The sequence below is a fragment of the Salinibacter sp. 10B genome, assembly GCF_002954405.1.
Taxonomy (GTDB): domain Bacteria; phylum Bacteroidota; class Rhodothermia; order Rhodothermales; family Salinibacteraceae; genus Salinibacter.
The window spans coordinates 4157631-4180082 of record NZ_MQWC01000004.1 but is presented as its reverse complement, the minus strand read 5'-3'; the positions used below and the strand labels follow the sequence as shown (position 1 = coordinate 4180082).

Genomic DNA, 22452 nt, shown 5'->3' with positions numbered 1-22452 from the left:
GTTTCTGGCCCGGGCACGTTGGGAATGGCCTGAAGATCTCCGAACCGTCGATGCGGATGCGTCCCCTTGATTAAGATCCGCTCCTGCGACTGATGCCCCTTCCTTATGCACATGGATGGGACTGGCACTTTTAAGAGCCAAGGGCATTAGTGAACTGGGATCAGCGTCCCGAGTATTGCCTCTCCCTGTCTCTTCTTCCATTAACCCACGCCCGCTGCCGTCTATGCTTTTTCCGACCGGGGAGAATGGATCGCCCTCCGACATCGGTACGCGCATTCTTCTCTTCACCGGCAAGGGCGGCGTAGGAAAGACCACCTGTGCGGCCGCCACGGCCCAGCGTGCAGCCCGAAACGGGAAAAAAACGCTCATCCTATCGTCTGATCCTGCCCATAGCCTTGCCGACGCCCTCGACCAGGAGCTCGGCCCCGAGGCCCAAGCCATCGAGGAGCGCCTCTTTGCCCAAGAGGTCGACCTCTACTACTCGATGAAGAAGTACTGGGGCAACATGCGCGAGCTGATGCTTACCGTCTTCCGCTGGCAGGGCGTCGACCAGATTGCGGCAGAGGAGATGGCGGCCCTGCCCGGCATGAACGAAGGGTCGGTACTCTTGTGGCTGGAGCAGGCCCTCCGCGAAGACGACTATGACCTCATTGTGGTGGACAGTGCGCCTACAGGCGAAACGCTCACGCTCCTCACCCTGCCGCAGGTGACGCAGTGGTGGCTCGCAAAGGCCTTCCCATTTCAGAAATTCGCGTTTAAGTCGCTTGGGTTTGGGGTCCGAAAAACAACCGGGATTCCGTTGGACAAAGGCTACGAAGAACTGGAGGTGATTTTCGAAAAGCTGGAACGGATCCAGGATGTTCTGGCGACTCCCGCAACCACCTCCATCCGTCTCGTCATGAATCCGGAGAAGATGGTGATCGAGGAAGCACGGCGTGCCTACACGTACCTCCAGCTGTACGGCTACGCCGTGGATAGCGTGATCGTGAACCGCGTGCTGCCGGAAGAGCAGGTCCCGGAGAATTCGTTTTTTGAAGGCTACGTCACCTCCCAGCGAAAGTATCTGGAGCAAATCCGCCAGAGCTTCAGTCCCCTCCCGATCCTAGAGGTCCCCCACCTGGGAGAAGAGGTCTTCGGGGCGGAGCGACTGGAACGCATCGCCGAAGCAATGTACGACAATACCGACCCGACCGCTGTTCTCCACGACGAGCCCACCTTCCAGGTGCGCGAGAAAGGCGATGACGGGTACATGCTGGAGATTCGGCTGCCGTTTGTGGAAGACGAGTCGGTTGACGTCCGTCATCGTGGCGACCAGCTCGTCGTGCAGGTCGCCAACCAACGCCGCAACTACATCCTGCCTAATTTCCTGAGTTATTTCTCCCTCACCGAGCACACGTTGGAGGAAGGATGGCTCCGGGTCCACTTTGCCTCGGAAGAAGCGTAACCTCCGGTTGCGAACCCGCTCGCATTCTTCCCGTTGATGCGCCATCTACTGCAAACTGACTCCTTTCTTGGCCGACCGCTTCCGTGCCTATGTTCGTACCCAGCGCCTTGCTGAAGCAACTCTACACCTTCGGCAGTCTCGAAAACACCGACCAAGGCGTCGAATTTGCCCTCAAGAATCGCCTCAAGGACGCGACGCTCACCGAATTGATCGACGTAACGATCGACGGTACGTCGGTGCCTCACGACGACGTGCACCTTTTTATGGGGGACGGGGACACGTACACGGCTCAGGAAATTTCCAGTGACAACAGCATCGATTTCCCCCTCCGCCGTACGCTTCACCTGCGGGTCGATCATCCCACCCTCGAAAGTGGCAAACACAAAATCGAGCTCTCCTTCCGAGCGAAGCCATTCGGCAAGCTCAGCTTTGCGGTTGAGGACTCCATCTCAGAGCAAAACGACACCATCCAGCGCATTCCGCGCGACCCCGACGACAATTACAGCCAGGCCATCATCGACAAGCGGCAGCAGTTTGTTGCCGACTACAGCGACACGTCGCTCGACCACGTAACGCACTACTCGTTCGATCCCCACACGACGGAGGGGAATGTCGAAAACTTCACCGGTGTTGCTCAAATTCCCCTTGGCTTTGCGGGCCCGCTTACGGTGAATGGTGAACACGCAACGGACGACTTTCTCATCCCGCTGGCCACGTCGGAAGGAACGCTGGTCGCCTCGTACAACCGTGGAATTAAGGTTTGTAACCTGAGCGGCGGGGTGAAATCCACAGTAGTCGAGGATGCCATGCAACGCGCACCGGTGTTCGTCTTCGACGACGCCCGGGAGGCGCGCGACTTCACGCACTGGGTAGAGGACCACATGGACGAGATCCGAGAGGAGGCTGAGTCCACCTCCAGCGTCGCCACGCTGCTCAATATCGACCAGTACCTGTCCAATAATTTTGCCTACCTGCGCTTCAACTACGAAACTGGCGACGCTGCCGGGCAGAACATGGTGGGCCGTGCCACCTTCACGGCTTGCGGCTGGATCATCGACCAGTACCCGCACGACGTGAAGCACTTTTACCTGGAGTCCAATTTTGCCACGGACAAAAAGGCCTCGCAGGTTAACGTGATGAATACGCGAGGCAAGCGCGTGACGGCGGAGGCCACCATCGAACGGGAGGCGCTCATTCAGCACATGCGAGTAGAACCGGAAAGCCTGCATTACCACTGGAATGTCTCGACCGTCGGCGCCTTCCTTTCCGGGGCAAACAACAACGGGGCGCACTCTCCGAACGCCATTACGGCCATGTTCATTGCCACCGGCCAGGACGTGGCCAACGTGTCCGAATCTTCTGCAGGCGTCCTGTACACCGACCTGACGGAAGACGGCGACCTCTACATTTCCCTCACGATTCCGTCGCTCATCGTCGCGACGTATGGCGGGGGGACCAGTCTTGCCACGCAGCGCGAGTGCCTGGAGGTGATGGACTGCTACGGCAAAGGCAAGGTTAAGAAGTTTGCGGAAGTCGTGGCAGGGGCCGCCCTGGCCGGCGAGTTATCACTGGGCGCCGCGATCTCCTCCTCTGACTGGGTGTCGAGCCACGAAACCTACGGGCGCAATCGGTGATCCTCGAGCAAACACGTACGCGCGAACCAATATCTATCATCGGGGGCAACATCCGGCGCTCTCCCCGCCCCCTCCATGATTCATCCGATAACGTCCAACGTTCATGCTCGCCACGCTTGAAGTTGCCCTCCCGGTTCTGTACGCCATCGCCATCGTGGTGCTCACAGCCTACGGGGGCAACCTGCTATGGCTGGCCCTCTTCCATGCCGGCAACGAACAGCTCATTGACGGCCCCGTGCCCGACCACACGTCGGTCCCTGCTCCTCCGGACGACTGGCCGGTCGTCACTGTGCAGTTGCCCCTCTACAACGAGGCCGAGGTCGCCCATCGCTTGATCGATGCCTGCGTCGACCTGGACTACCCCCGCGAGAAGCTCGAAATCCAGGTGCTCGACGACTCAACCGACGCGACGACCGAACGCGTCGCCAATCGCGTCGACTACTGGCAGGCCCAGGGCATCGACATTGTCCACGTGCGCCGCGACGACCGAACGGGGTATAAAGCCGGGGCCCTTGCCAATGGGCTTCGCCTTGCCCGCGGCGAGTACGTCGCCATTTTCGACGCCGACTTTGTGCCCGATCCGGACTTCCTGCGTCGCATGGTCCCCCACTTTTTCGAGAACGAAACCCTGGGCATGGTCCAGGCCCGCTGGGGCCACCTCAATCAGGACGATTCACTGCTGACGCAGGTGCAGGCCTTCGGGCTCGACGCTCACTTTGCCATCGAGCAGCACGTCCGGGAGCAAGCCGATTGCTTCATGAATTTCAACGGCACGGCCGGCCTCTGGCGTCGCACCTGCATTGAGGATGCGGGCGGCTGGGAGCACGACACTCTCACCGAAGATCTCGATCTCAGCTACCGCGCCCAGCTACGGGACTGGGACTTCAAATATGTCCCCTCCGTGGAGGTCCCTGCCGAGCTTCCTCCGGACATGAATGCTCTGCGATCCCAACAATTCCGCTGGGCGAAAGGCGGCGTGGAAACAGCCCTCAAACTCACCAGCCGACTCTGGCACTCCGACGAGCCTGTCCGCGTCAAGCTCCAGGGCACCTTCCACCTCACAGCCCACTTTGCCTTTCCGTTCATCCTCCTGGCTGCGCTCACGCACGCGCCCCTTCTGTTGCTGAAAGGGCTCGGCCACGGCCCCGGAGAGATGTATTTCGCCGTGATGGGCTTCGGACTCTTCGGCTTTCTCGGCTTTTTCCTGGCCCAACTCTTTGCCCAGCGCCGGCTGTATCCCGACTGGGGACACCGTCTGCGTCTCTTCCCGGCCTTCATGGCCGGCACGATGGGCCTTTCCCTCAGCAATACCAATGCTTTCTGGCAAGCCCTGCGCGGTACCGATACGGCCTTCATCCGAACGCCGAAGTACGGAGGAGACGGCTCGGATGGATGGTGGCAAAGTCGATACGCCATGGCCGACCTTCCACAGGTCGTGTGGTGGGAAGCCCTGTTGGCCGTCTACTGCACGGCGGGGCTCGGGATTGTGATCGCTCTCGGGGAATGGGCCGCCATCCCCTTCCAGGCCCTCTTTGCCGTCGGGTTTATACTAGTAACGGCCTCTAGCCTCAGTCAGGTGTTCACCGTGCGCCAGGCGACCCCTGCACAGGCCTGAACAGCCCGTGCCCCCGCTTTGCACCGCCGACTTCTTCGGCCAGCACCGGCCACGAGGGACTCCAGAAGCCGACCTTCCCCTGCACTGTGCAACCCGAGGCGTCTCGAAAGAGATCAGTATGGCGTGTGCCCGTTTTTTGCTCGGCTCCGCGATTTACGTGGCGATAGGAAATACGCAATATCGATGAGTTCCCAGGCTTTTTGAAACGACCGCCCCCCTCTCTTCCTTCTCTCGTTCTTGCCAACATACGCGGATCGTCATCTTTCAATCGTTCCGGCTGCACTGTACTTTCGTGTGTGCCGCTTTTCCGCTGCCCCGCTCATTCCCCTCACGTGGTTCTGCCGACACTCTGCACTCATGGCTGTCCCTGACCTCCAGGACGCAATCAATCATCTCCAGCAAAAGGACTTGGACGCGGCCATCCAATCGCTGGAGCACAAAATTGACGACCTTCCGGCCCACCTTACCGCCCACGTGCTACTGGCTCGTGCGTACGAGGCAAAGCGAGAGTGGGATCTTGCCCTCAAGTGCTGGGAGAACGTGCGTTTCCTGATGCCGAACAGCCCCGTCGGGCGAGAAGGGAAGCAGCGTGTGCTCCGCCATCTGCAAGGACTCGACGAGCCGGCTTCCACAGCGGACGATACTCCCTCTGAGCGCCTTTCTTCGGAAGAGACGGCGTCTCAGGACGCCCCGTCCGACGCGCCCCCCACTGACGAGTCGTCAGCGGAAGCCCCCGAAGCTGCGGATGCGTCCTCCGAGGAGGAAGAGTCAGAGGATGATTCCCCCACAACTGCTACGGAGGCAGTTTCCGAGCTCGAACAGCTGCGCCGCCAGGCCGAGGCCGAAGCTCGCCAAGGAGGGGCACGAGCGGGTCTTGCCGCCACTGCCGACCCCGAGACCCCGTCGTCGAGCGAGGAGTCGGTCGATACGCCCCAAGATCGGGCCGACCAGCTGGAGGAGGAAGGGGACGATGAGGACGATCTCGACCGCCTGATCGACGAGCTGGAGTCGGCCCGCATCGAGCCCCGCCCCGACGTGGACGACATCCCGCCTCCCGATCTGGAGAATGACGTGGATGATATCGTCTCGGAAACGCTGGCTCGCATCCACGAGGCCCAGGACCAGTACCGAAAAGCCGCACAGATTTACGTCAAACTGGCCTCGCAGGAACCGGACGAGGCTCGTGCACATCTCCAGAAGGCTGCCGAAATGCGCGAGAAGGCGGAGCAGAAGGCAGAACAGGAAAACTCTGAGTGACTGCTGCCCTGCCGCGCTGCTGTGGCGTCTTCTTCCTGCACCGGGCCGTCCCGTCCTGTTTCTTTTTCGTCTTCCGAGTTCCTCTTATGGACGCCCTCCTCCGCCTCCACGACCAATCCTCTCGACGGGTTGCGGGCCTCATGTCCGGCACCTCACTAGACGGCGTGGATGCTGTGCTCGCTACGGTCGAGGGCAGCGGAACGGATCTCTCGGTGCACCAGGACGCGTTTGTGCACCAGCCCTACCCGGAGGCCCTTTCGTCCCTGCTCCGCCGCAACTCCACTCCTGAACACTCCTCGGTCGAAGATCTAACCCGCCTGAATGCTCGTCTGGCGGACGTGTACGCGAATGCGGTCGATCGGGTGCTGGATGAGATTGGTGCCGCACGCGACAAGCTCGACCTCGTCGGCTCGCACGGGCAGACGGTGCACCACCTTCCTGAACCGGCGGACTGTGCCGGACAGGACGTTCGCGGGACGCTCCAGATTGGCAATCCCTCTCTTCTCGCCAATCGGCTCAACGTGCCGGTGGTAGGCGATTTTCGCTCTGCCGACATGGCCCTGGGCGGCCAGGGCGCTCCCCTCGTTCCCTACTTCGACTACGTGACGTGTACGGCGCCGGACGAGCATAGAGGCCTCCTCAACCTGGGCGGCATTGCCAACCTCACCGTCCTTCCTGCCGGTGGCCTCCCGACTGAGGTGCGCGCCTTCGACACGGGACCGGCCAACATGGTGATCGACGCCCTGGCCAACCGCCTCTTCGACACGCCCTATGATCCAGACGGACGACACGCCGCCGCGGGAACGCCGGACCACGATTTGCTTGCCGATCTACTGGAGGGCGATTACTTCCATCGCGAACCGCCAAAATCGACCGGTCGGGAAGAGTTTGGGGAAGACTATGTGGATCGACTGATCGGAGCAGCTCAGTCCCGTAGCCTCTCTGCGGAAGACACAATCGCCACGGCTACCCTCCTCACCGCTGCCTCGGTGTATCAGGCCTACGCCCGGTATATTCGGCCTGCCCCTGGCGAAGACGTTGCGGAGTTCCATCCCGAACAGTCCATCGACACGCTCATCGTGAGCGGGGGAGGCGTGCATAACGACACCCTCATGGGCATGTTGGAGAATGCGTTCTCCCCAATCCCCGTCCGCTCCGCCGCCGACTATGGCCTCGACGCCGACGCGAAAGAGGCTCTCTGCTTCGCCGTCCTGGCACACGAAACCGTGAACGGGAAGCCAACAAACCTTCCGTCCGTAACGGGGGCATCCGCCCCTACACTGCTTGGGAGCATCAGCGTCCCGCATACAACAGCCTAACGACCGGGCGACACAAAAAGCTGACGAAGGTGGACAAAGAAGCGGCAATCAAGCAAACATCCCCCCTTTGCTTGGGGTACGGATCTCTTCCCTACGAGCTGTTTTCGCTTTCCAGTTCCGCGTTGCCTCATGGAAGCCCCAAACGCCCCGCAGCAAACCGACATTGCCAACATTGGCGAGTTCGGTCTCATCGCCCTCATGCGCGACACGCTCGGCCACGCGTCCGACGACAGTCTCGTCTCCGGTATTGGAGACGACACTGCTGTTTACCGCGTGGGTGACGACCGGGTACACCTGCTCACTACGGATGCGCTCACGGAAGGCATTCACTTCGACCGTGCCTTCATGCCAATGGAGCACCTCGGCTTTAAGGCGATGTCGGTGAACGTGAGCGACATTGCCGCTATGAACGCGGAGCCGCGATACGCTACTGTCACGCTTGGCCTCTCCCAGCAGGTGTCGGTCGAGATGGTGGAAACCATCTACGAGGGCGTAAAAGAAGCCTGCGATGCCTACGATGTCACCGTGGTGGGGGGCGACACGGTCAGTGCACACGCGCTGTCGCTCTCCGTCACCGTAGTGGGCGAGGCCCAGGAAGACGATGTCGTTTATCGCAGCGGCGCCAAGGTCGGCGATAAGCTATGCGTAACCGGCGACATTGGCGCATCCTACGCGGGCCTGAAGGCACTGGTGCGTAACCGTCAACGCATGGAGGAGCAGGGAGAGGACTTCCAGCCCAACCTGGATCCGTTCTCGTACGTGATTCGACGTCATCTCGCCCCTCCCGCCCAGCTCAAAACTGTGCGCGACTGGGCCGACGCCGGTATTAAGCCGCATGCGCTCATCGATATCTCCGACGGCCTTGCCTCTGAGGTGCATCACGTTTGCGAGGCCAGCGAGGTCGGCGCACAGTTGTACGAACCGGCTCTCCCCATTGACCCGGAAACCCGGAACACCGCCACTGACTTTGGCGAAGACGTGAGCATCTACGCCCTCTTCGGCGGCGAGGACTACGAGCTGGTCTTTACGATTCCAGAGGACGAGCTGGACGCAGCCGATCCGCAGTCGTACACGGTCATCGGCGACATCGTGGAGCCGGACGACCCGGAGCATCCTGTTCTGATTCAACGAGCCGACGGCGAAAACGTCCCCCTGCAGCCGGGCGGATTCGATCACTTCGACGACGAAGCCCCCCCCCAGTCCTAGTGAACTTGCTCAACTGGACGGAAAAAATATCGCCAATGGCGCAACGGGATCTCCCAATTCCTGCCGTCTGCAATTAGGATCCACCAGGGGATACCAACTCCTTCAGCATCGTTCGGAGATGGAAACTCAATCCGAAGTGATGCTGGAGGCCAATGATGCTTCGGATGCCTTTCTCGTACTGAATAATGTTGCCGGATGCGGTATTATGCCGACGAGGGCGTTCACATTTGCTTAGGCTATCTGAGCGCGGTCGTTAGAAGCCTCGGTCGGAGGTGTCACCTCGCCACGTCCCTCTTGTCGTGGGTTTACGGTCCCGTTCCTCTCGGTGCAGGCTCCCTGACCCCACGGGACTCATGCGATATCGCCCCGGCAGATGTCAGCACCTGACGTTGCTCTAAGAAATCATGAGATGACCGGACAGAGGTCTAGAATAAACGCACGGGTTCCCCTTCCGATATGTCGAACGGGTGTGGAGCGCTCTTGGACTTGAGAGACAGGGCGGCCTTTCGTCGGTAGACCTTCACGATTTGCAGCAATGCGCCTGTCGTATCTCTCGCCCCACCGCCCTCGATTTCCAACCGGAAAATACCACCCACTCAATCTCCATAGAGTAACAGAACTACCACTTAACTCTCCAGGTGTACAAAACAACCCAACACAGAGCGGTTGTCCTTCCCGATCCTGAGATCGGGTATTCCTCCAGTATCACAGTTCGTCTGTATACGCCTTCAGCACAGATCGGAGCCGCTGAATTTCCTCCTCCAAGTCCTGCAGAGCGCCTGGAGCCTTTTCAAGGGTGTCCGACCGTCCAATCTCTTCCAGGCGGCGGGCCGCCTCTTGAGCAGGCTCGGCCTGAAGATTTGACACAGCTCCTTTCAATCCATGTGCCTCTCTCGTCAAAGAATCGGCGTCTTCAGTCTCTATTGCCTCTCGAATCCCCTCCATGTAGACCGAACAGTCGTCCAGAAAGGTCTTGATGAGGCGCTTCAAGAATTCCGGATCTTCATCAACAAGCTCAAATAAAGCCTCCTTATCGACCGGTGCATCAGACATGAACGGAGCGGTCGCTAGGGGAAAATATTATTCATACTCTCCTATAAAAGCCAGAAGGAAGTCCTCCGACAAACCTCCAGAAAATGAAACTGCTGGAGTATTGGAGGCCTGCGGGTTATGGATGCACGAATTCCGTACCAAACACAGGAAAAAACACCCGACCAGGCCCATTCTTACGTTGATTCATAAGATCTGCACTACCTCCCCTTTGCGGCAATAACGGTTTTTTACTCTCACCGAAAACACGCAGGGAGTGCCGGAGACCAGGTTTCGAGCCAGTTATGACGTCGCGATTGCCGTTGATTGTACGAGGGCGACGCAGTTCCAATCGGAGAGCCCGGAGGCGTTTCGAGCTCAGGAGCAGACGACTCGGTGCTGTAATCTCGGGTGAGGTACCGTTGGATCAAGGCCTGAAGTGATCGACGGTGGGCCTGGGTTTCAGCATCCGTGCCCTGGTTTCGGCCAAGCCAATCCTCAAGATCACGGAGATGCTGAACGAGGCGCGCTTGCACTGCAGGAGCAGCCTGCGCACCACTGGCACGGCTCAGTAGGATGTCCGTCCAAACCTGCTGCACTGTGCGTTGGAGTTCCGCCCGATACGGGTCCTTCGGCTGTTCATTCTTCCACACGTGGTTGGTAATCTGAGTCAGAACGGCCCGTAGACCCGGAAGATCTGCATTCGCATCGTGCTGAACCACGAGGCGCATGGCACGCTCAGGCTGAACCAGAGCTTCCAAGACCATGGTCGCCGCCACTTCCCCCGGAGCATAGGGATCGAGCGTCGGATCCGTCCGCCCATCGAACAGCTCTCGATTGGACGAATGTCCGGGGGGACGTGGGGGGATGTACTCTCGGGCCGCGTCCGGAAGCGCAAGCTGACCAGGCGTCACTGTCTCCAAAAGCCCATTCAGGGCCGCCTGCTGCCGATCGGCAGGCACACGGGCCGAGAGTCGCGGCGTGCCCCGATTTCGAAGGGCGTAGTCGTAGGCCACGCCGCCGACGAGTTTGGCCGTCGCTTCGACCTGATACCGATGGCGGAGATAGAGCGGCACGAGAACCTCCTCCATGAGCGCCAGCGGCTCCCCGCTACGCACGACGGATTGTCCAAAGCGATCCAGCGCCACGGATCGGACGTTCATCTCGCGCTCGAGAGCGTCGACCATGTTCTCCCCATTGTCCCACAGGTTGCCCTCCGGCTGCGCCGCCCCGGCGGGTCGAGCATCACGATCGGTGACGTACAGTAGTCCCTGCTCCCGAGCACTTCGAAGAATGCGATCCAGCATGTCGGCTTCCGTTTCGCCCGAGTCGGGCTGTGCGTATGCATAGCGGGTCGCCACCTTGTCCCAGCGCTCCACACCGGTGTCGTAGGCCTCCCGAAGCGAAATGGAATCTCCCTGCACACGCGCCAAAGGCGCCGGGTAATCCATCACAGATGCCCGGTCGTTGATCGAGGCGGCAAAATTATGGGCAAGGCCTAGCGTATGCCCCACCTCGTGTGCCGACAATTGTCGGATCCGAGCCAGCGCCATGTCGAGCATGGGATCGTTTTCCGGAGCATACCCATCGACGTGCGCCCCCTGATACGGAGCTAAGAGTCCCTCCGCCAGGAGGTAGTCTTGTCGAACGCGTCGGGATCCGAGCGTCACGTGTCCCTTTAGAATCTCGCCGGTCCGCGGATCCGTTACGGAAGCTCCGTAACTCCAGCCTCGTGTCCGCCGGTGCACCCACTGAATCACGTTATAGCGAACATCCATCGGATCGGCACTGTCCGGCAGGACCTCCACACGGTACGCATCCTCAAAGCCTGCTGCCTCGAAGGCTTCCGCCCACCACCGGGCGCCATCAAGGAGGGCACTACGCACCGGTTCGGGCGTGCCGGGATCCAGGTAGTACACGATCGGGTCTTCCGGCGGACAAAGGCCATCGGGGCCCGGTGCTTCGGCGCACGACAACCGATGGCGATTGATATACCGTCGATCCATCGAGGCTCCGATCGGGGTTGCATAGTCCTGAAACGATTCATAGAAAAGACCGGACCGAGGGTCAAATGAGCGGGGAGCGTACCCAGACGTGTCGGGGAGCTGGATAAAGGAATGCCGCACCCGAAGAGTCACGGCGTAGGGGTCCGCGGCGGTCCGCTGCACATACTCTCCAGGATCCTCATCCGTGGTAAATGTGAGCCGGGCTTCCATCTCCGTGTTTTCGGGAAAAGCCTTTACGTTGTCCAGGTACGGCGCACTCCGGCTCTGATCGAGGGCATAGCTGCCCTGATCGGTCTCCTTGAGACGTCGGACCACCCCGTGCGCATCCCGTACGACAAACTCCGTCGCGTCTACGAGCACAGCTTCGCCCCCTTTTTCCTCCGCTGCAACCTCAAACCCCCACACCACGCCCGAAGCAAATGCCTGTCGAACAGCGCGCTGCTCGGCCTCATTCTCGGTCACCGCGCGATAGTCGAGATTCGGCTCGACGAGAAGCACCTTCGGCCCTGTTCGCTCAAACCGCACCACGCGCTGGGTGCCAAGCTGTCCTCGGTCGAGCCCGACAGGATTCGATCCCAATCCTACCGGCAAAGAGGACACATACAAGAAAGGAGTATCGAAACGCGAGATCTCCATCCAAAGCGTCCCCGTTTCCGCATCCCAGTAGAGCGGAACAAACCCGTCCAATGCCTCCATGCCCTCTGTTTTCTCGGCAATCGTAGGGGTCGGCTCGTCGGACTCGGGCTCCTCCTGTGCTGCAACCGGAAGCACAAAGCCAAAAGCAAAAAGGACGATGAGAAGGAACGCCCGATACAACGGTCGACGTGACATACGAGTACGGAATTGAGACCAAAAAGCGAGAAACGTGTTTACACACGCTTCAACAATGAATTCAACAGGTGGGATGAACGCAAACCCACGATTGATTGAGGGCCGCCCCTGAAGGCGTGGACGGCCCTTTCCTCCTCCCATTACACATCCAGCTCGTCGGCATCGGCAGCATGCTGCATGATGAAGTCGAACCGGGCGGAGCTATCCCGCCCCATGAGTTCAGTGATGGTCTGCTCCGTCACCATGCGCTCCGTGTCCGGAATGTCGACCTCCAAAAGGCGCCGCGTGTCCGGCGCAAGCGTCGTTTCGTCAAGCGTGTCCGGCATCATTTCGCCGAGGCCCTTGAAGCGCTGGATGTCGACTGAGAGGTTGCGTCCGTCCTGTTCAATCTCCTCAAGGATGCGCGCCTTGTCCTGGTCGTCGAGCGCCCAGTGCGTCTCCTTCCCCGCGTCGATGCGGTAGAGCGGTGGCTGGGCAATGTAGACGAAACCGCCCTCCAGCAGGGGTGTCATGTAGCGGTAGAAGAATGTAAGGAGAAGCGTAGCGATGTGGTGCCCATCCGAGTCCGCATCCATTAGGAGAATGATTTTGTGGTAGCGGAGATCGGACAGATCCAAATCGTCCCCAATGCCACAGCCCAGCGCCTGCACGATGTTGGAAAGCTCCTTATTGCCTTGAACCCGGCTAAGAGAGGCCTGCTCAGCATTCAGCACCTTCCCCCGCAACGGCAGGACGGCCTGCGTCGACCGGTCGCGGGCCTGCTTGGCGGAGCCGCCCGCCGAGTCGCCCTCTACAATGAAGAGCTCACACTCACTCGGTGTACTCGAGGAGCAGTCCGCTAGCTTGCCCGGCAGATTGAGGCGGGTCTTGGAGCCGGAACTGCCCCCGCCCCCGCTGGAGGCCGATCGGCTCGCTCGCCGGGCCTTCGCCGCCTGGATCACCCGCGACGCGATGGCCTCGCCCGTCGACGGGTGATCGTTAAGATACTGCTCGAAGTGTGTGCGAAGCGACCCCGTGACCATCGATCGCACGGACGGATTGTTGAGTTTGTCCTTCGTCTGCCCCTGAAACTGGGGGTCGACGACGAAGAGATTCACGATGCCCACGAGCCCCTCTCGCGTGTCCTCCCCTTTGATTTCCAAGCGGTGCGGGACGAGATCATGGGTATCCATGTAGGACCGCACCACGCTCCGAATGCCACTCTTTAATCCCTGCTCGTGTGTGCCCCCATCCTGCGTGGGAATGCCGTTCACGAACGTATGGAGCTGCTGGTTGGGCGCGTCGGTCCACTGAAGAGCAATTTCGAGCCGTCCTTCTCCCTCCACATCGTCATCTTCGAGCATGAAGATGTCATCGTGGATGGTGCTCACCTGGAGATCCTCCACCATGTGCTCCAGGTATTCCTCGATGCCCCCTTCGTGCTGGAGCTCCACCCGCTCGCCGCTCGTCTCGTCCGTAAAAACAATCCGCAGATTCCGATTCAGGTATGTTTTCACCTCCAGCTGCTCTCGGATCCAGGCCGGATCAAACTCCACCGACTCGAAGATGTCGGGATCAGGGCGAAAGAAAATCGACGTCCCCGTTCCCCGTGCCCCATTCTTCGTGGTTTCCAGCTCAGTGACGGGCGTTCCACGTCGGAAGGTCTGCTGGTACTCCTGCCCATCCCGCTTCACGGTGGCCACCATTTCCTCGGAGAGGGCATTTACGACCGAGACCCCCACGCCGTGCAGGCCGCCGGACGTGATGTAGTTGCTGGCGTCGAATTTACCGCCGGAGTGGAGCGTGGTCAGGATCAGCTCCAGGGTCGGAACGCCCTTCTCCGGGTGCTCGTCGATCGGAATGCCCCGCCCGTTGTCCGACACGGTGACGCTGGTCCCATCCTCGTGCAGCGTTACCTCGATGGTCGAGGCGTAGCCGTTGGTGGCCTCGTCGACCGCGTTATCCACTACTTCCCAGAGGATGTGGTGCAGGCCGGGCCGGCCGGTGCCGCCGATGTACATGCCGGGCCGCTTACGCACCGGCTCCAGGCCTTCAAGAACGTCGATGTCTTTTCCGGTATACGTCGTGGGCATGTGCTACTGCGTGTGTGAGTGTGTGCGTCTGGGCATGTGAAGGGAAGGAGTTGCCCCTGCGCGAAGAAATCGTCCTCAGAAACAACCGACGACGGACCCTCTTGAGGCATCCAGTCCGCGGTCCGTTATTCTTCTCCGTCCACCGACCGCACGATGGGCTCCGGAAACACGTCCGCGAAATATCCGCGCTTGATTACGAGCGTGCCCTTCGCCCCCCGATTCGTCACGTCAAACTTCGTGGTGCGCACGATCTCCTCCCGCCCGTTGTTCGTCGCCACTTTGAACCCCTCGCGGGCCTTGGTGCTCAACGTAAAGCCGAGCACGCGGTCGTCCTCTTGCAACTTAATCGCCCGCACCCCCTTCGCCGGTCCCTTGTATACGGAGACCTGATGCACGGGGAAGATGAGCGCGCGGCCATCGTGCGAGGCGAGGCAGACGTTCTCCTGTCCTCGTGCCAGCCGCGCGCCGACCACCTCGTCCCCGTCCTCAAGCTTCATGAACATGCGCCCGGTCCGCGTAGACGGCTCCATGAATCCGTTCACCGTGAAGCGCGTGGCCTGTCCTCCCTTCGATAATGCCACGACATACGGCTGATCGGGTGCGTCCGGATCGTCCGGATCGAAGTCCTCTTCGTCAAAGAGATCGGCCTGATCGTTCGGCTCCGGGGGATAGGGATCGGGCAATACGCGTTCATCGAAGGAGACGACCCCAACGACGTACTCCCCGTCGTCGAATTTAAACAGCTTCTGCACGGGATCCCCGTAGCCGGTCGTGCTGGGAATATCCGCAATGCGAGTCGTGTAGCAGGTGCCGTAGTTCGTAAAGAAGCCGACCGTGGCGCGGGTCGAGCCCGGTAAGACCCACCCCACCTCATCTCCATCCCGTACCCGAATCGAGTCGACATCTGAATACGAGCCCTGTCGCTTCATCCACCCGTCCCGCGTCACAATCACGAACACGTCCTCGTCCACGATGTAGTCGCGCTCCGTATACTCCATCTCCGCATCCGGCCCCACCAGTGTGCTGCGTCGCTCGTCGGCGTACTCGTCCCGGACATTTCTGAGCTCCCCCTTAATGAGCTCCCACCGGGCCTGCTCGTCGTCCAGCAGCCCGCGAATCTCCTCGGCCCGCTCCCGCTTCTCGGACAACTCTTCCCGAACGGCCTCAATTTCCATTTGCGACAATTTGAAGAGCCGGGTCTCCAGAATTGCGTCAGCCTGTTCACGGTCCAGCTGAAATCGGTGCATGAGCCGCTGGGCCGCATCGTTCTTGTCCTTCGACGCCCGAATCATCTTGATGGCCTCGTCGAGCGCATCGAAGATGATCTCGAATCCCTCCAGGATGTGGATCCGGTCTTCCAGCTCTTCCAGCTCATTTTCAAGGCGCCGGACCACCACCTCCATCCGGAAGTCCAGGAAGTGCCGCAAAATTGTGCGGAGGTCCACCTGTCGGGGCGCTCCCACTTCGGCGTCGTCGGTGGGCACGAGGCACGTGAGGTTGACGTGGAATCGCTTCTGAAGCTTCGTGTGCTTGAAAAGGTACGCCATCGCCGCTTCCGTGTCGGAGCCGCGCTTCAACTCCAACACAATCCGCACGTCGTCCGTCGACTCGTCCCGCACATTGGAGAGTTGCGGCACGTTTTCATCCGCAATATGATCGGCAATCTCCTCCACGATCTTGCTCTTGTCCACGCCGTACGGGATCGACTCAATGATGACCCGCGTCTTTCCCTTCTTCCGGTACCCCCCTCGCATCTCAATCGTCCCCTTCCCCGTCTCGTAGATCTCCTTCATCTCCTCCTGGGTGTTCAGGAGTTGTCCTCCCGTGGGAAAGTCCGGTCCCTGAATGTGCTCCTCCACCAGCGTAGCACTCGACACATCGGGCTCGTCTACCATGTGCAGCGCCGCATCCACCACTTCTCCCAGGTTATGCGGGGGAATATTCGTCGCCATGCCTACCGCAATGCCGCTGGCGCCATTCACCAGAAGATTCGGTACGCGCGACGGCAACACGACCGGTTCCTCCATCGTGCCGTCGAAGTTGTCCCGATAGTCGACCGTTTCATCCCGCAACTCTTCCAGCATCTCCATTGCCAGGGGGCGGAGCTTCGCCTCCGTGTACCGCATCGCAGCGGCATTGTCCCCATCGATGGATCCAAAGTTGCCGTGTCCATCCACCAGGGGAGCCCGCAGCGAGAACGGCTGCGCCATTCGCACCATCGCGTCGTAGATCGCCTTGTCGCCGTGCGGATGGTATTTCCCCATCGTGTCTCCGACGACAGTAGCGCTCTTCCGGTGCCGCTTGTTGGGATATAGGTTCAGGTTGTTAAACATCGCATACAGGATGCGACGCTGTACCGGCTTCAGACCGTCTCGGATGTCGGGCAGGGCCCGGCTGGTAATGACCGAGAGGGCGTAGTTCAGATACCGCTTGCGCGCAGTTTCGTGAAGCGGGATCGTTTCCGTAACAGGCATAACACGCAGTCAGGATGGAAAAGGATCGCGGGATTCCGGAGACGATCAATAACGGAGGTTGATCGCGCACACATATTTTACATACACTCGATCGGAGATACAACCCCCGACCGACTACAAGGGGTTTCCAGGGATGCTCTAGGTCAACGCTCCGATACACCAGCAGTTCGACCGACCAGAGCGGCCCACGTCCCGTATTGCATTCTTGGTATCGATGCTCACGGACGACTTTCCTGTGCTCTTTCCTCCTTGCCCACAGTTGAGACTCCTTGGGTTTTGCCTCCTATGCAATAACAGAAGTAACCCCAGTGGAGGCCGACTCTGTCCTGTCCGCTGGCTCAGTAGTTCAGCGTAAAGTAGTCTCCCTCTTCGGCATTGTGCAGGTAGAGAAGATCGGCCCGGGTAAGACGCAGCAGCGTTTGCGATGCACGCTCTGGAGAAATGTCAGCCAACTGGGCAAACTGAGCAACCGTAATTCGCCCATAATCATCGAGGTAGCGCATAAGAAGCGACTCTGTCTCCCCAAATTCGAACGTCACCCCCCCGTCCGTCTCCTGATTACGAAGGCGCTCAACAGTTTCCTTACTGGCCTCCACACTGCGCTCCTCCACCCGCACGTACGCCGGCCCTTCCCCGTTCGAGGACGGATCCGACACAACAAAGTGGGGCTTGTTATTGCTCTCCGGTACCGTCACGACAATGACGTCGCGCAGGTCGGCCACCATGATGCGCTCCGTCTCGTAGTCGACTGGAGGTGCACAGTGTGCTTCCGTGGCCTGACGAAGCAAGAACTGTTGTTCAGAGATGTTCTCAAATCCTTCGATCGTGCCGTCATCACTGACTCCGAGCACGATCCGCCCCCCATTCGTGTTGGCGAGGGCGACAATTTCTTTCGCGATCCGCTCCGGGCGTGGCACGCGGCGTTTAAACTCCAGACTGATCCCTTCGCCGAGTTCGACCAACTGTTCTAATTCACGAAGGGTCATGGTTCAGGTCTATAATGCAACATGCCAGAATCGCCGCGTGCCGTCTCCCACATTGGCGGTGGCAACGCGTGGCTACGGGAGTGGCGTTTAGGAAAGTAGAAACGTGAGTCCCGCTCTAGCGCACACTACCCGTTCCGACGACCGACGAACGCTTTTTCCCGATACCTCTGCTCAAAGAGGCTGTTTTGATGTCACACGATAACATTTTAGGCTGAGCGTAACGACCGCAGATGATCGAGATCCGTCTATGTTAGGGACTTCCGAGCTATTAACGGTTCCCCAGGTCGCGAAACACCTCTCCGATTTCCCATCCGGTCAACAATCAAAACAGTCTCTAAGGATGTGCTCGCTGTTCTGGCGTATTCCTACGACTTGGGACGTGATTCCTGAAGCGCATCAGGAAGCCAGTTCTCATGCTTGGCGGATCGGGTCATGAGTCGCTCCACCATCTCGCGGGGACGGCGTCCGTCGAACAAGATGGCGTAGACGGCTTCTGTAATCGGCATCTCGACCCCGTACGTCTCTGCCAGATCGTGGATGGATTGTGTCGTTCGCACGCCCTCGGCCACCATTTCCATTCCGTCCAGCACCTCTTCGAGGGTCTTTCCGCGTCCGATCTGCTCTCCCAAGTACCGATTCCGGCTATGCTGACTCATACACGTCACGATGAGGTCGCCGATCCCAGCAAGCCCTGCAAACGTCTGTGGCTTCGCTCCCATGGCAAGGCCCAGGCGGCGAATCTCGGCAATGCCCCGTGTAATCAGCGCCGCCTTTGCGTTATCCCCATACCCAACGCCATCCCCGATGCCCGCAGCGATGGCCAGCACGTTCTTGGCCGACCCGCCAATTTCCACCCCAATCACGTCCGTATTCACGTAGACCCGAAGCCGCTCCGTCATGAAGGCCGCCTGGATCTGCTCGGCCACCGTCTCTTCCGGCGCCGCGGCCACTACCGTGGTCGGCCGACCGTCGGCCACCTCCTCAGCGTGGCTCGGTCCGTACAGCACTCCAATGTGGGCCTGCGGGTCCTCTGTCCCAAGCACTTCCTCCAGCACCTGCGACATGGTAAGAAGCGTGTCGTTCTCGATGCCCTTCGCAAGGGACACGATGGTCACATCGTCACGCAGAACGAAGCGGAGGCGTTCGGCTACGCTCCGGAGGTGCTGAGAGGGAACCGCCACGCCCCAGAGGTCAGCGGCCGCCGTGGCCGCCTCAAGGTCGGCGGTGAGGCGCACGGACGACGGAATGTGAACCTCGGGAAGGTAGGGCGCATTCTGCCGGGTGCGGCGCATCCGCTCCACGGCCGCCGGGCGGTGGGCCCAGAGCGTAACGTCTCGACCGGCTTCAGCGAGATGCACGGCCAAGGCTGTCCCCCAGCTCCCAGCCCCGAGGAGTGTAATAGAAGAGGACATGAACTTCGACTAAGCGACAAGCAAGGGGTGATACGGAAAACCCAGTCCGGTTAAATCTCTCCCCGTCCCAGCATGCCCTGTGCAGGGGAAAACGAGCTTACGCGATTCTCATTTCCGCGCAGCAAGCGCCGGATATTGGACTGGTGGGCAACCACAATTGCGGTCGCGATGAGAATCCCAACGACGAGGAGGCTGGGGTCAAGATCCACCCCAAATCCGTACTTTCGAATGGCAACGATGGTAGGAAACGCCACCGCGGCCGTAATTGAGGCCAATGAGACGTATCGGGACGTAAAGAGCACCAACACAAACACGGCCATCGTGTAGAGCATCGTCCACGGCGTGAGGGCAATGAGGATGCCGGCTGCCGAATTAACGCCTTTCCCTCCTTCGAAGCGCGCAAAGATGGGAAACATATGACCAAGAATGGCCACGAGTCCAGCCATCAGTCCCACAACAACACCAGTGTCCCATCCAAAGATGTTCAGGGCTGGCAGCGGATCGATTCGGATGACACTCGCCACCACCCCCGCCGCAAGGTACCCTTTGCCCATGTCCACAATCGTCGCGAGCACCCCGGCCTGCCATCCCACAACCCGAAAGGCATTCGTAGCGCCCGCATTTTTGCTTCCGTAGTTGCGGATATCTACACCGTGGAGGGCTTTGCTTGACCATAGAGCACCGGGAATGGAGCCCAGGAAGTAACTGATCAGTGCGATTAGAAAAAGACTCAGCATAGTGGACCCGCGTGGATGAGCAACCGTCCGTGAAAAGGCTTCGGTCCCTTCGGTACGACCCGTGGATCGAGACGCGAAGCACGAATCCTACCCTTCCTTTCCCGCCGAATGTTCCTATTCCCCCCTGTTCCTCAACCCGTCTCCCCCTAATCCGTAGCCGTCACTTCGCCGATACGGACCGGAGACTCCCCGTCCTGCTCCAGTACGCGCCGCGCCTCCTCGACGTCGGCCTCCCGCACAACGGCCACGAGGCCAATGCCAAGATTGAAGGTCTGTCGCATATCCGCCTCCGGCACCTCCCCATCCCGCTGAATGCGATCAAAGAGGGGCGGTCGGGTCCAGGCCTCGTAGTCGACGGACGCGCGACAGCCTTCCGGCATAACGCGGCGCAGATTCCCCGGCAGCCCACCTCCAGTCACGTGCACGAGCCCCTGCGCTAGGCCTGCGTCTACGAGGGACTGAATGGCGCTGAGGTACGAGCGGTGAACCCGAAGCAGTGCCTCCCCAATCGTCTCGCCGCCCAGCTCGTCGAGCGTATCGTCCACGTCATAGCGGTCAAAGAGAACGGTCCGAGCAAGAGTGTATCCGTTCGTGTGAATCCCCGTCGACGGCAGCCCCAGAAGCACATCGCCCGGCTGCACTGTCTCCCCATTTACAATCTTCGGCTTGTCGACCACGCCGACAATGGTCCCTACAAGGTCAAAATCATCGGATCCGTAAACGTCCGGCATTTCCGCGATCTCCCCGCCTACGAGGGCACACTCATTTTCCTTGCAGGCTGTTGCAAATCCCTGCACCACCTCTTCCGCCACGCCAGGATCCAGTTCGCCAGTCCCCACGTAGTCCAGAAAATAAAGGGGTTTGGCCCCGCACACGGCGATATCGTTGACGCAGTGATTCACAAGATCCTGCCCCACCGTGTCGTAGCGCTCGGCCCGCGCCGCCACTTTCACCTTCGTCCCGACCCCATCGATGGAGGAAACGAGTACCGGCTGTTCCACCCCGTCTAGGTCCAATTCAAAAAACGACCCAAATGCGCCAATGTCGGCCAGCACACCGGGCGTGAACGTCTCGCGGACCATTGGGCGAATGCGATCGACGGCGTCGTCACCGGCGTCGACGTCGACCCCAGCCTCTTTGTAGGTAGTCATTGCTTCTATCGGGATGTGGGTAATGGAGAACAATTCGCATATCGGCGCCTCCTTACTCCGTCTCCTCAAGGCCCCCGAGGCGCCCTGCCATACGATTTGGCCGGCTACTGTGACACCGAGCGGCCGAGGAGAGTTTGCACGTATACCTGCACGCGCCGAAAGAACGGGAGGTTCAGCGGACGGCTCCAGAGATCGAAGTCACGACGCTCCAGTTCCTTTAATAGTTCGAGCGCCCCCACCCAAAATCGCTTCAGCGCAAAGCGCTGCCGCAACGAGAGGTTTGCGATCAGGGGACGCCCCTGCGCGAGGGCATCGCGAATCCGAACGCTTTCCTTCCACAAAAGCCCCCGCATGCCCTCGTCGATGTCACCGGTGCGGAGTTGTTCGACAGATACTCCTCGCTGCTCTAGATTGTCCAGGGGAAGAAACAGCTTCCCTTTTTTTACATCTTGCGGGAGGGAAATGAGCCGGTTGAGATGGAAAAACCCTCGAGCGAGTTCCCCAGCGTACTGGCGATGGATGGAAAGCCCTGCGCCCGCCAATCCGGCCAATAGCTGTCCGTGCGGCACGGCCCAGAGGCCCACAAACTGCTTAAGCACTGCGCTCGTCTCAAACTGGACAGTCCCCTGAAGATGACGGGCCCCGGCGACCTGCGCCGCCAGAAGCGACCGATCCAGGTCATGCTCGTGACACACTGAATAGGCCTCTTGCCAGACCTCTTTACGAACCAGACGCATCGGTTCGCCTGCTTCGGCGCGGGCCCGTTCTTCCTCAAAAAAGTGCTGCTGACGTTCTTCGGTCCCGTTCTCTCCAATGGGTTGCGGTTGCGTGAGGGCCGAGTGCCAATCCCAAAGGGCGTGGGCAGCGGGCCGTCGCTGGGAGGACCACTGGTTGTAAAATGGTCGAGGAAGGTCCACAACTCAGTATAAAAATGGGTGCGTACGAACGACGAGGGGCCGCCCCCTCATCTGAAATCCTGCGTAGTCCGAGCGGCTCTCGATTGGCGATCCATTCCGCAATACGACACGGCGGAATCCTACTCGGAAAGAAGGCCAAGAACGAGCAGATTTTTGGGGCTGTGACTGGCTACAAACACACAGAGTGGCTACGTAGCGGGAAAAAGAATGTTGCTTGGATCCCCATTCTAGCGGAGTCCGCTCTCACCATCAGTAGGCACTCGAACTTAGAGCCTGTTTTGATTTCACACGATCGCATTTTAGGCTGAGCGTAACGACCGCAGATCGTCGAGATCCGTCTGTGTTGGGGGCTTCCGAACGAT

The 22452-nt window shown here is 59.9% G+C and carries 15 protein-coding genes; 6 read left to right on the top strand and 9 right to left on the bottom strand.

Annotation, left to right across the window (positions count from 1 at the left end; all coding sequences use genetic code 11):
• Positions 1–223: 223 nt before the first annotated feature.
• From BSZ35_RS17075 to thiL, 6 genes are all read left to right on the top strand, one after another.
• On the top strand, positions 224–1444 hold the full coding sequence (locus BSZ35_RS17075) for a TRC40/GET3/ArsA family transport-energizing ATPase (RefSeq protein WP_258096763.1): 1221 nt from the start codon (positions 224–226) through the stop codon (positions 1442–1444).
• An 89-nt stretch (positions 1445–1533) separates the two neighbouring features.
• The gene (locus BSZ35_RS17070) at positions 1534–3078 is read left to right on the top strand and encodes a hydroxymethylglutaryl-CoA reductase (protein WP_105013571.1); all 1545 of its coding nucleotides are present in this window, start codon (positions 1534–1536) and stop codon (positions 3076–3078) included.
• A gap of 103 nt (positions 3079–3181) precedes the next feature.
• Positions 3182–4693, top strand: coding sequence for a cellulose synthase family protein (locus BSZ35_RS17065; protein WP_105013570.1), 1512 nt, complete (start codon positions 3182–3184; stop codon positions 4691–4693).
• 357 nt (positions 4694–5050) lie between these two features.
• A complete protein-coding gene (locus tag BSZ35_RS17060; RefSeq protein ID WP_258096762.1) occupies positions 5051–5950 on the top strand; it encodes a hypothetical protein in 900 nt (299 codons plus the stop codon).
• An 86-nt stretch (positions 5951–6036) separates the two neighbouring features.
• Positions 6037–7269 carry an anhydro-N-acetylmuramic acid kinase gene (locus BSZ35_RS17055; RefSeq protein ID WP_105013569.1) on the top strand — a complete coding sequence of 411 codons (1233 nt, stop codon included), beginning with the start codon at positions 6037–6039 and terminating at the stop codon, positions 7267–7269.
• Between the two features lie 129 nt (positions 7270–7398).
• Complete coding sequence (thiL, locus tag BSZ35_RS17050; protein ID WP_105013568.1) at positions 7399–8475, top strand: thiamine-phosphate kinase; 1077 nt, start codon at positions 7399–7401, stop codon at positions 8473–8475.
• A 705-nt stretch (positions 8476–9180) separates the two neighbouring features.
• On the opposite strand, the gene BSZ35_RS17045 is transcribed toward thiL, so the two are convergent.
• The 9 genes from BSZ35_RS17045 to BSZ35_RS17005 form a co-directional block, all read right to left on the bottom strand.
• The gene (locus BSZ35_RS17045) at positions 9181–9528 is read right to left on the bottom strand and encodes an Hpt domain-containing protein (RefSeq protein WP_105013567.1); all 348 of its coding nucleotides are present in this window, start codon (positions 9526–9528) and stop codon (positions 9181–9183) included.
• Positions 9529–9761: 233 nt separating this feature from the next.
• A complete protein-coding gene (locus BSZ35_RS17040; protein WP_105013566.1) occupies positions 9762–12341 on the bottom strand; it encodes a zinc-dependent metalloprotease in 2580 nt (859 codons plus the stop codon).
• Positions 12342–12481: 140 nt separating this feature from the next.
• The gene (locus BSZ35_RS17035) at positions 12482–14413 is read right to left on the bottom strand and encodes a DNA topoisomerase IV subunit B (protein WP_105013565.1); all 1932 of its coding nucleotides are present in this window, start codon (positions 14411–14413) and stop codon (positions 12482–12484) included.
• A 125-nt stretch (positions 14414–14538) separates the two neighbouring features.
• Complete coding sequence (locus tag BSZ35_RS17030; RefSeq protein ID WP_105013564.1) at positions 14539–16887, bottom strand: DNA topoisomerase IV subunit A; 2349 nt, start codon at positions 16885–16887, stop codon at positions 14539–14541.
• Positions 16888–17225: 338 nt separating this feature from the next.
• Positions 17226–17873, bottom strand: a complete 648-nt coding sequence (locus BSZ35_RS17025; RefSeq protein WP_105013563.1) for an ATP-binding protein — start codon at positions 17871–17873, stop codon at positions 17226–17228.
• A 365-nt stretch (positions 17874–18238) separates the two neighbouring features.
• Positions 18239–19285, bottom strand: coding sequence for an NAD(P)H-dependent glycerol-3-phosphate dehydrogenase (locus BSZ35_RS17020; protein WP_105013562.1), 1047 nt, complete (start codon positions 19283–19285; stop codon positions 18239–18241).
• Positions 19286–19335: 50 nt separating this feature from the next.
• Positions 19336–20022 carry a glycerol-3-phosphate 1-O-acyltransferase PlsY gene (gene plsY, locus BSZ35_RS17015; protein ID WP_105013561.1) on the bottom strand — a complete coding sequence of 229 codons (687 nt, stop codon included), beginning with the start codon at positions 20020–20022 and terminating at the stop codon, positions 19336–19338.
• 146 nt (positions 20023–20168) lie between these two features.
• The gene (gene purM / locus BSZ35_RS17010; RefSeq protein WP_105013560.1) at positions 20169–21173 is read right to left on the bottom strand and encodes a phosphoribosylformylglycinamidine cyclo-ligase; all 1005 of its coding nucleotides are present in this window, start codon (positions 21171–21173) and stop codon (positions 20169–20171) included.
• A 104-nt stretch (positions 21174–21277) separates the two neighbouring features.
• On the bottom strand, positions 21278–22090 hold the full coding sequence (locus BSZ35_RS17005) for a squalene/phytoene synthase family protein (protein WP_105013559.1): 813 nt from the start codon (positions 22088–22090) through the stop codon (positions 21278–21280).
• Between the last annotated feature and the right edge of the window lie 362 nt (positions 22091–22452).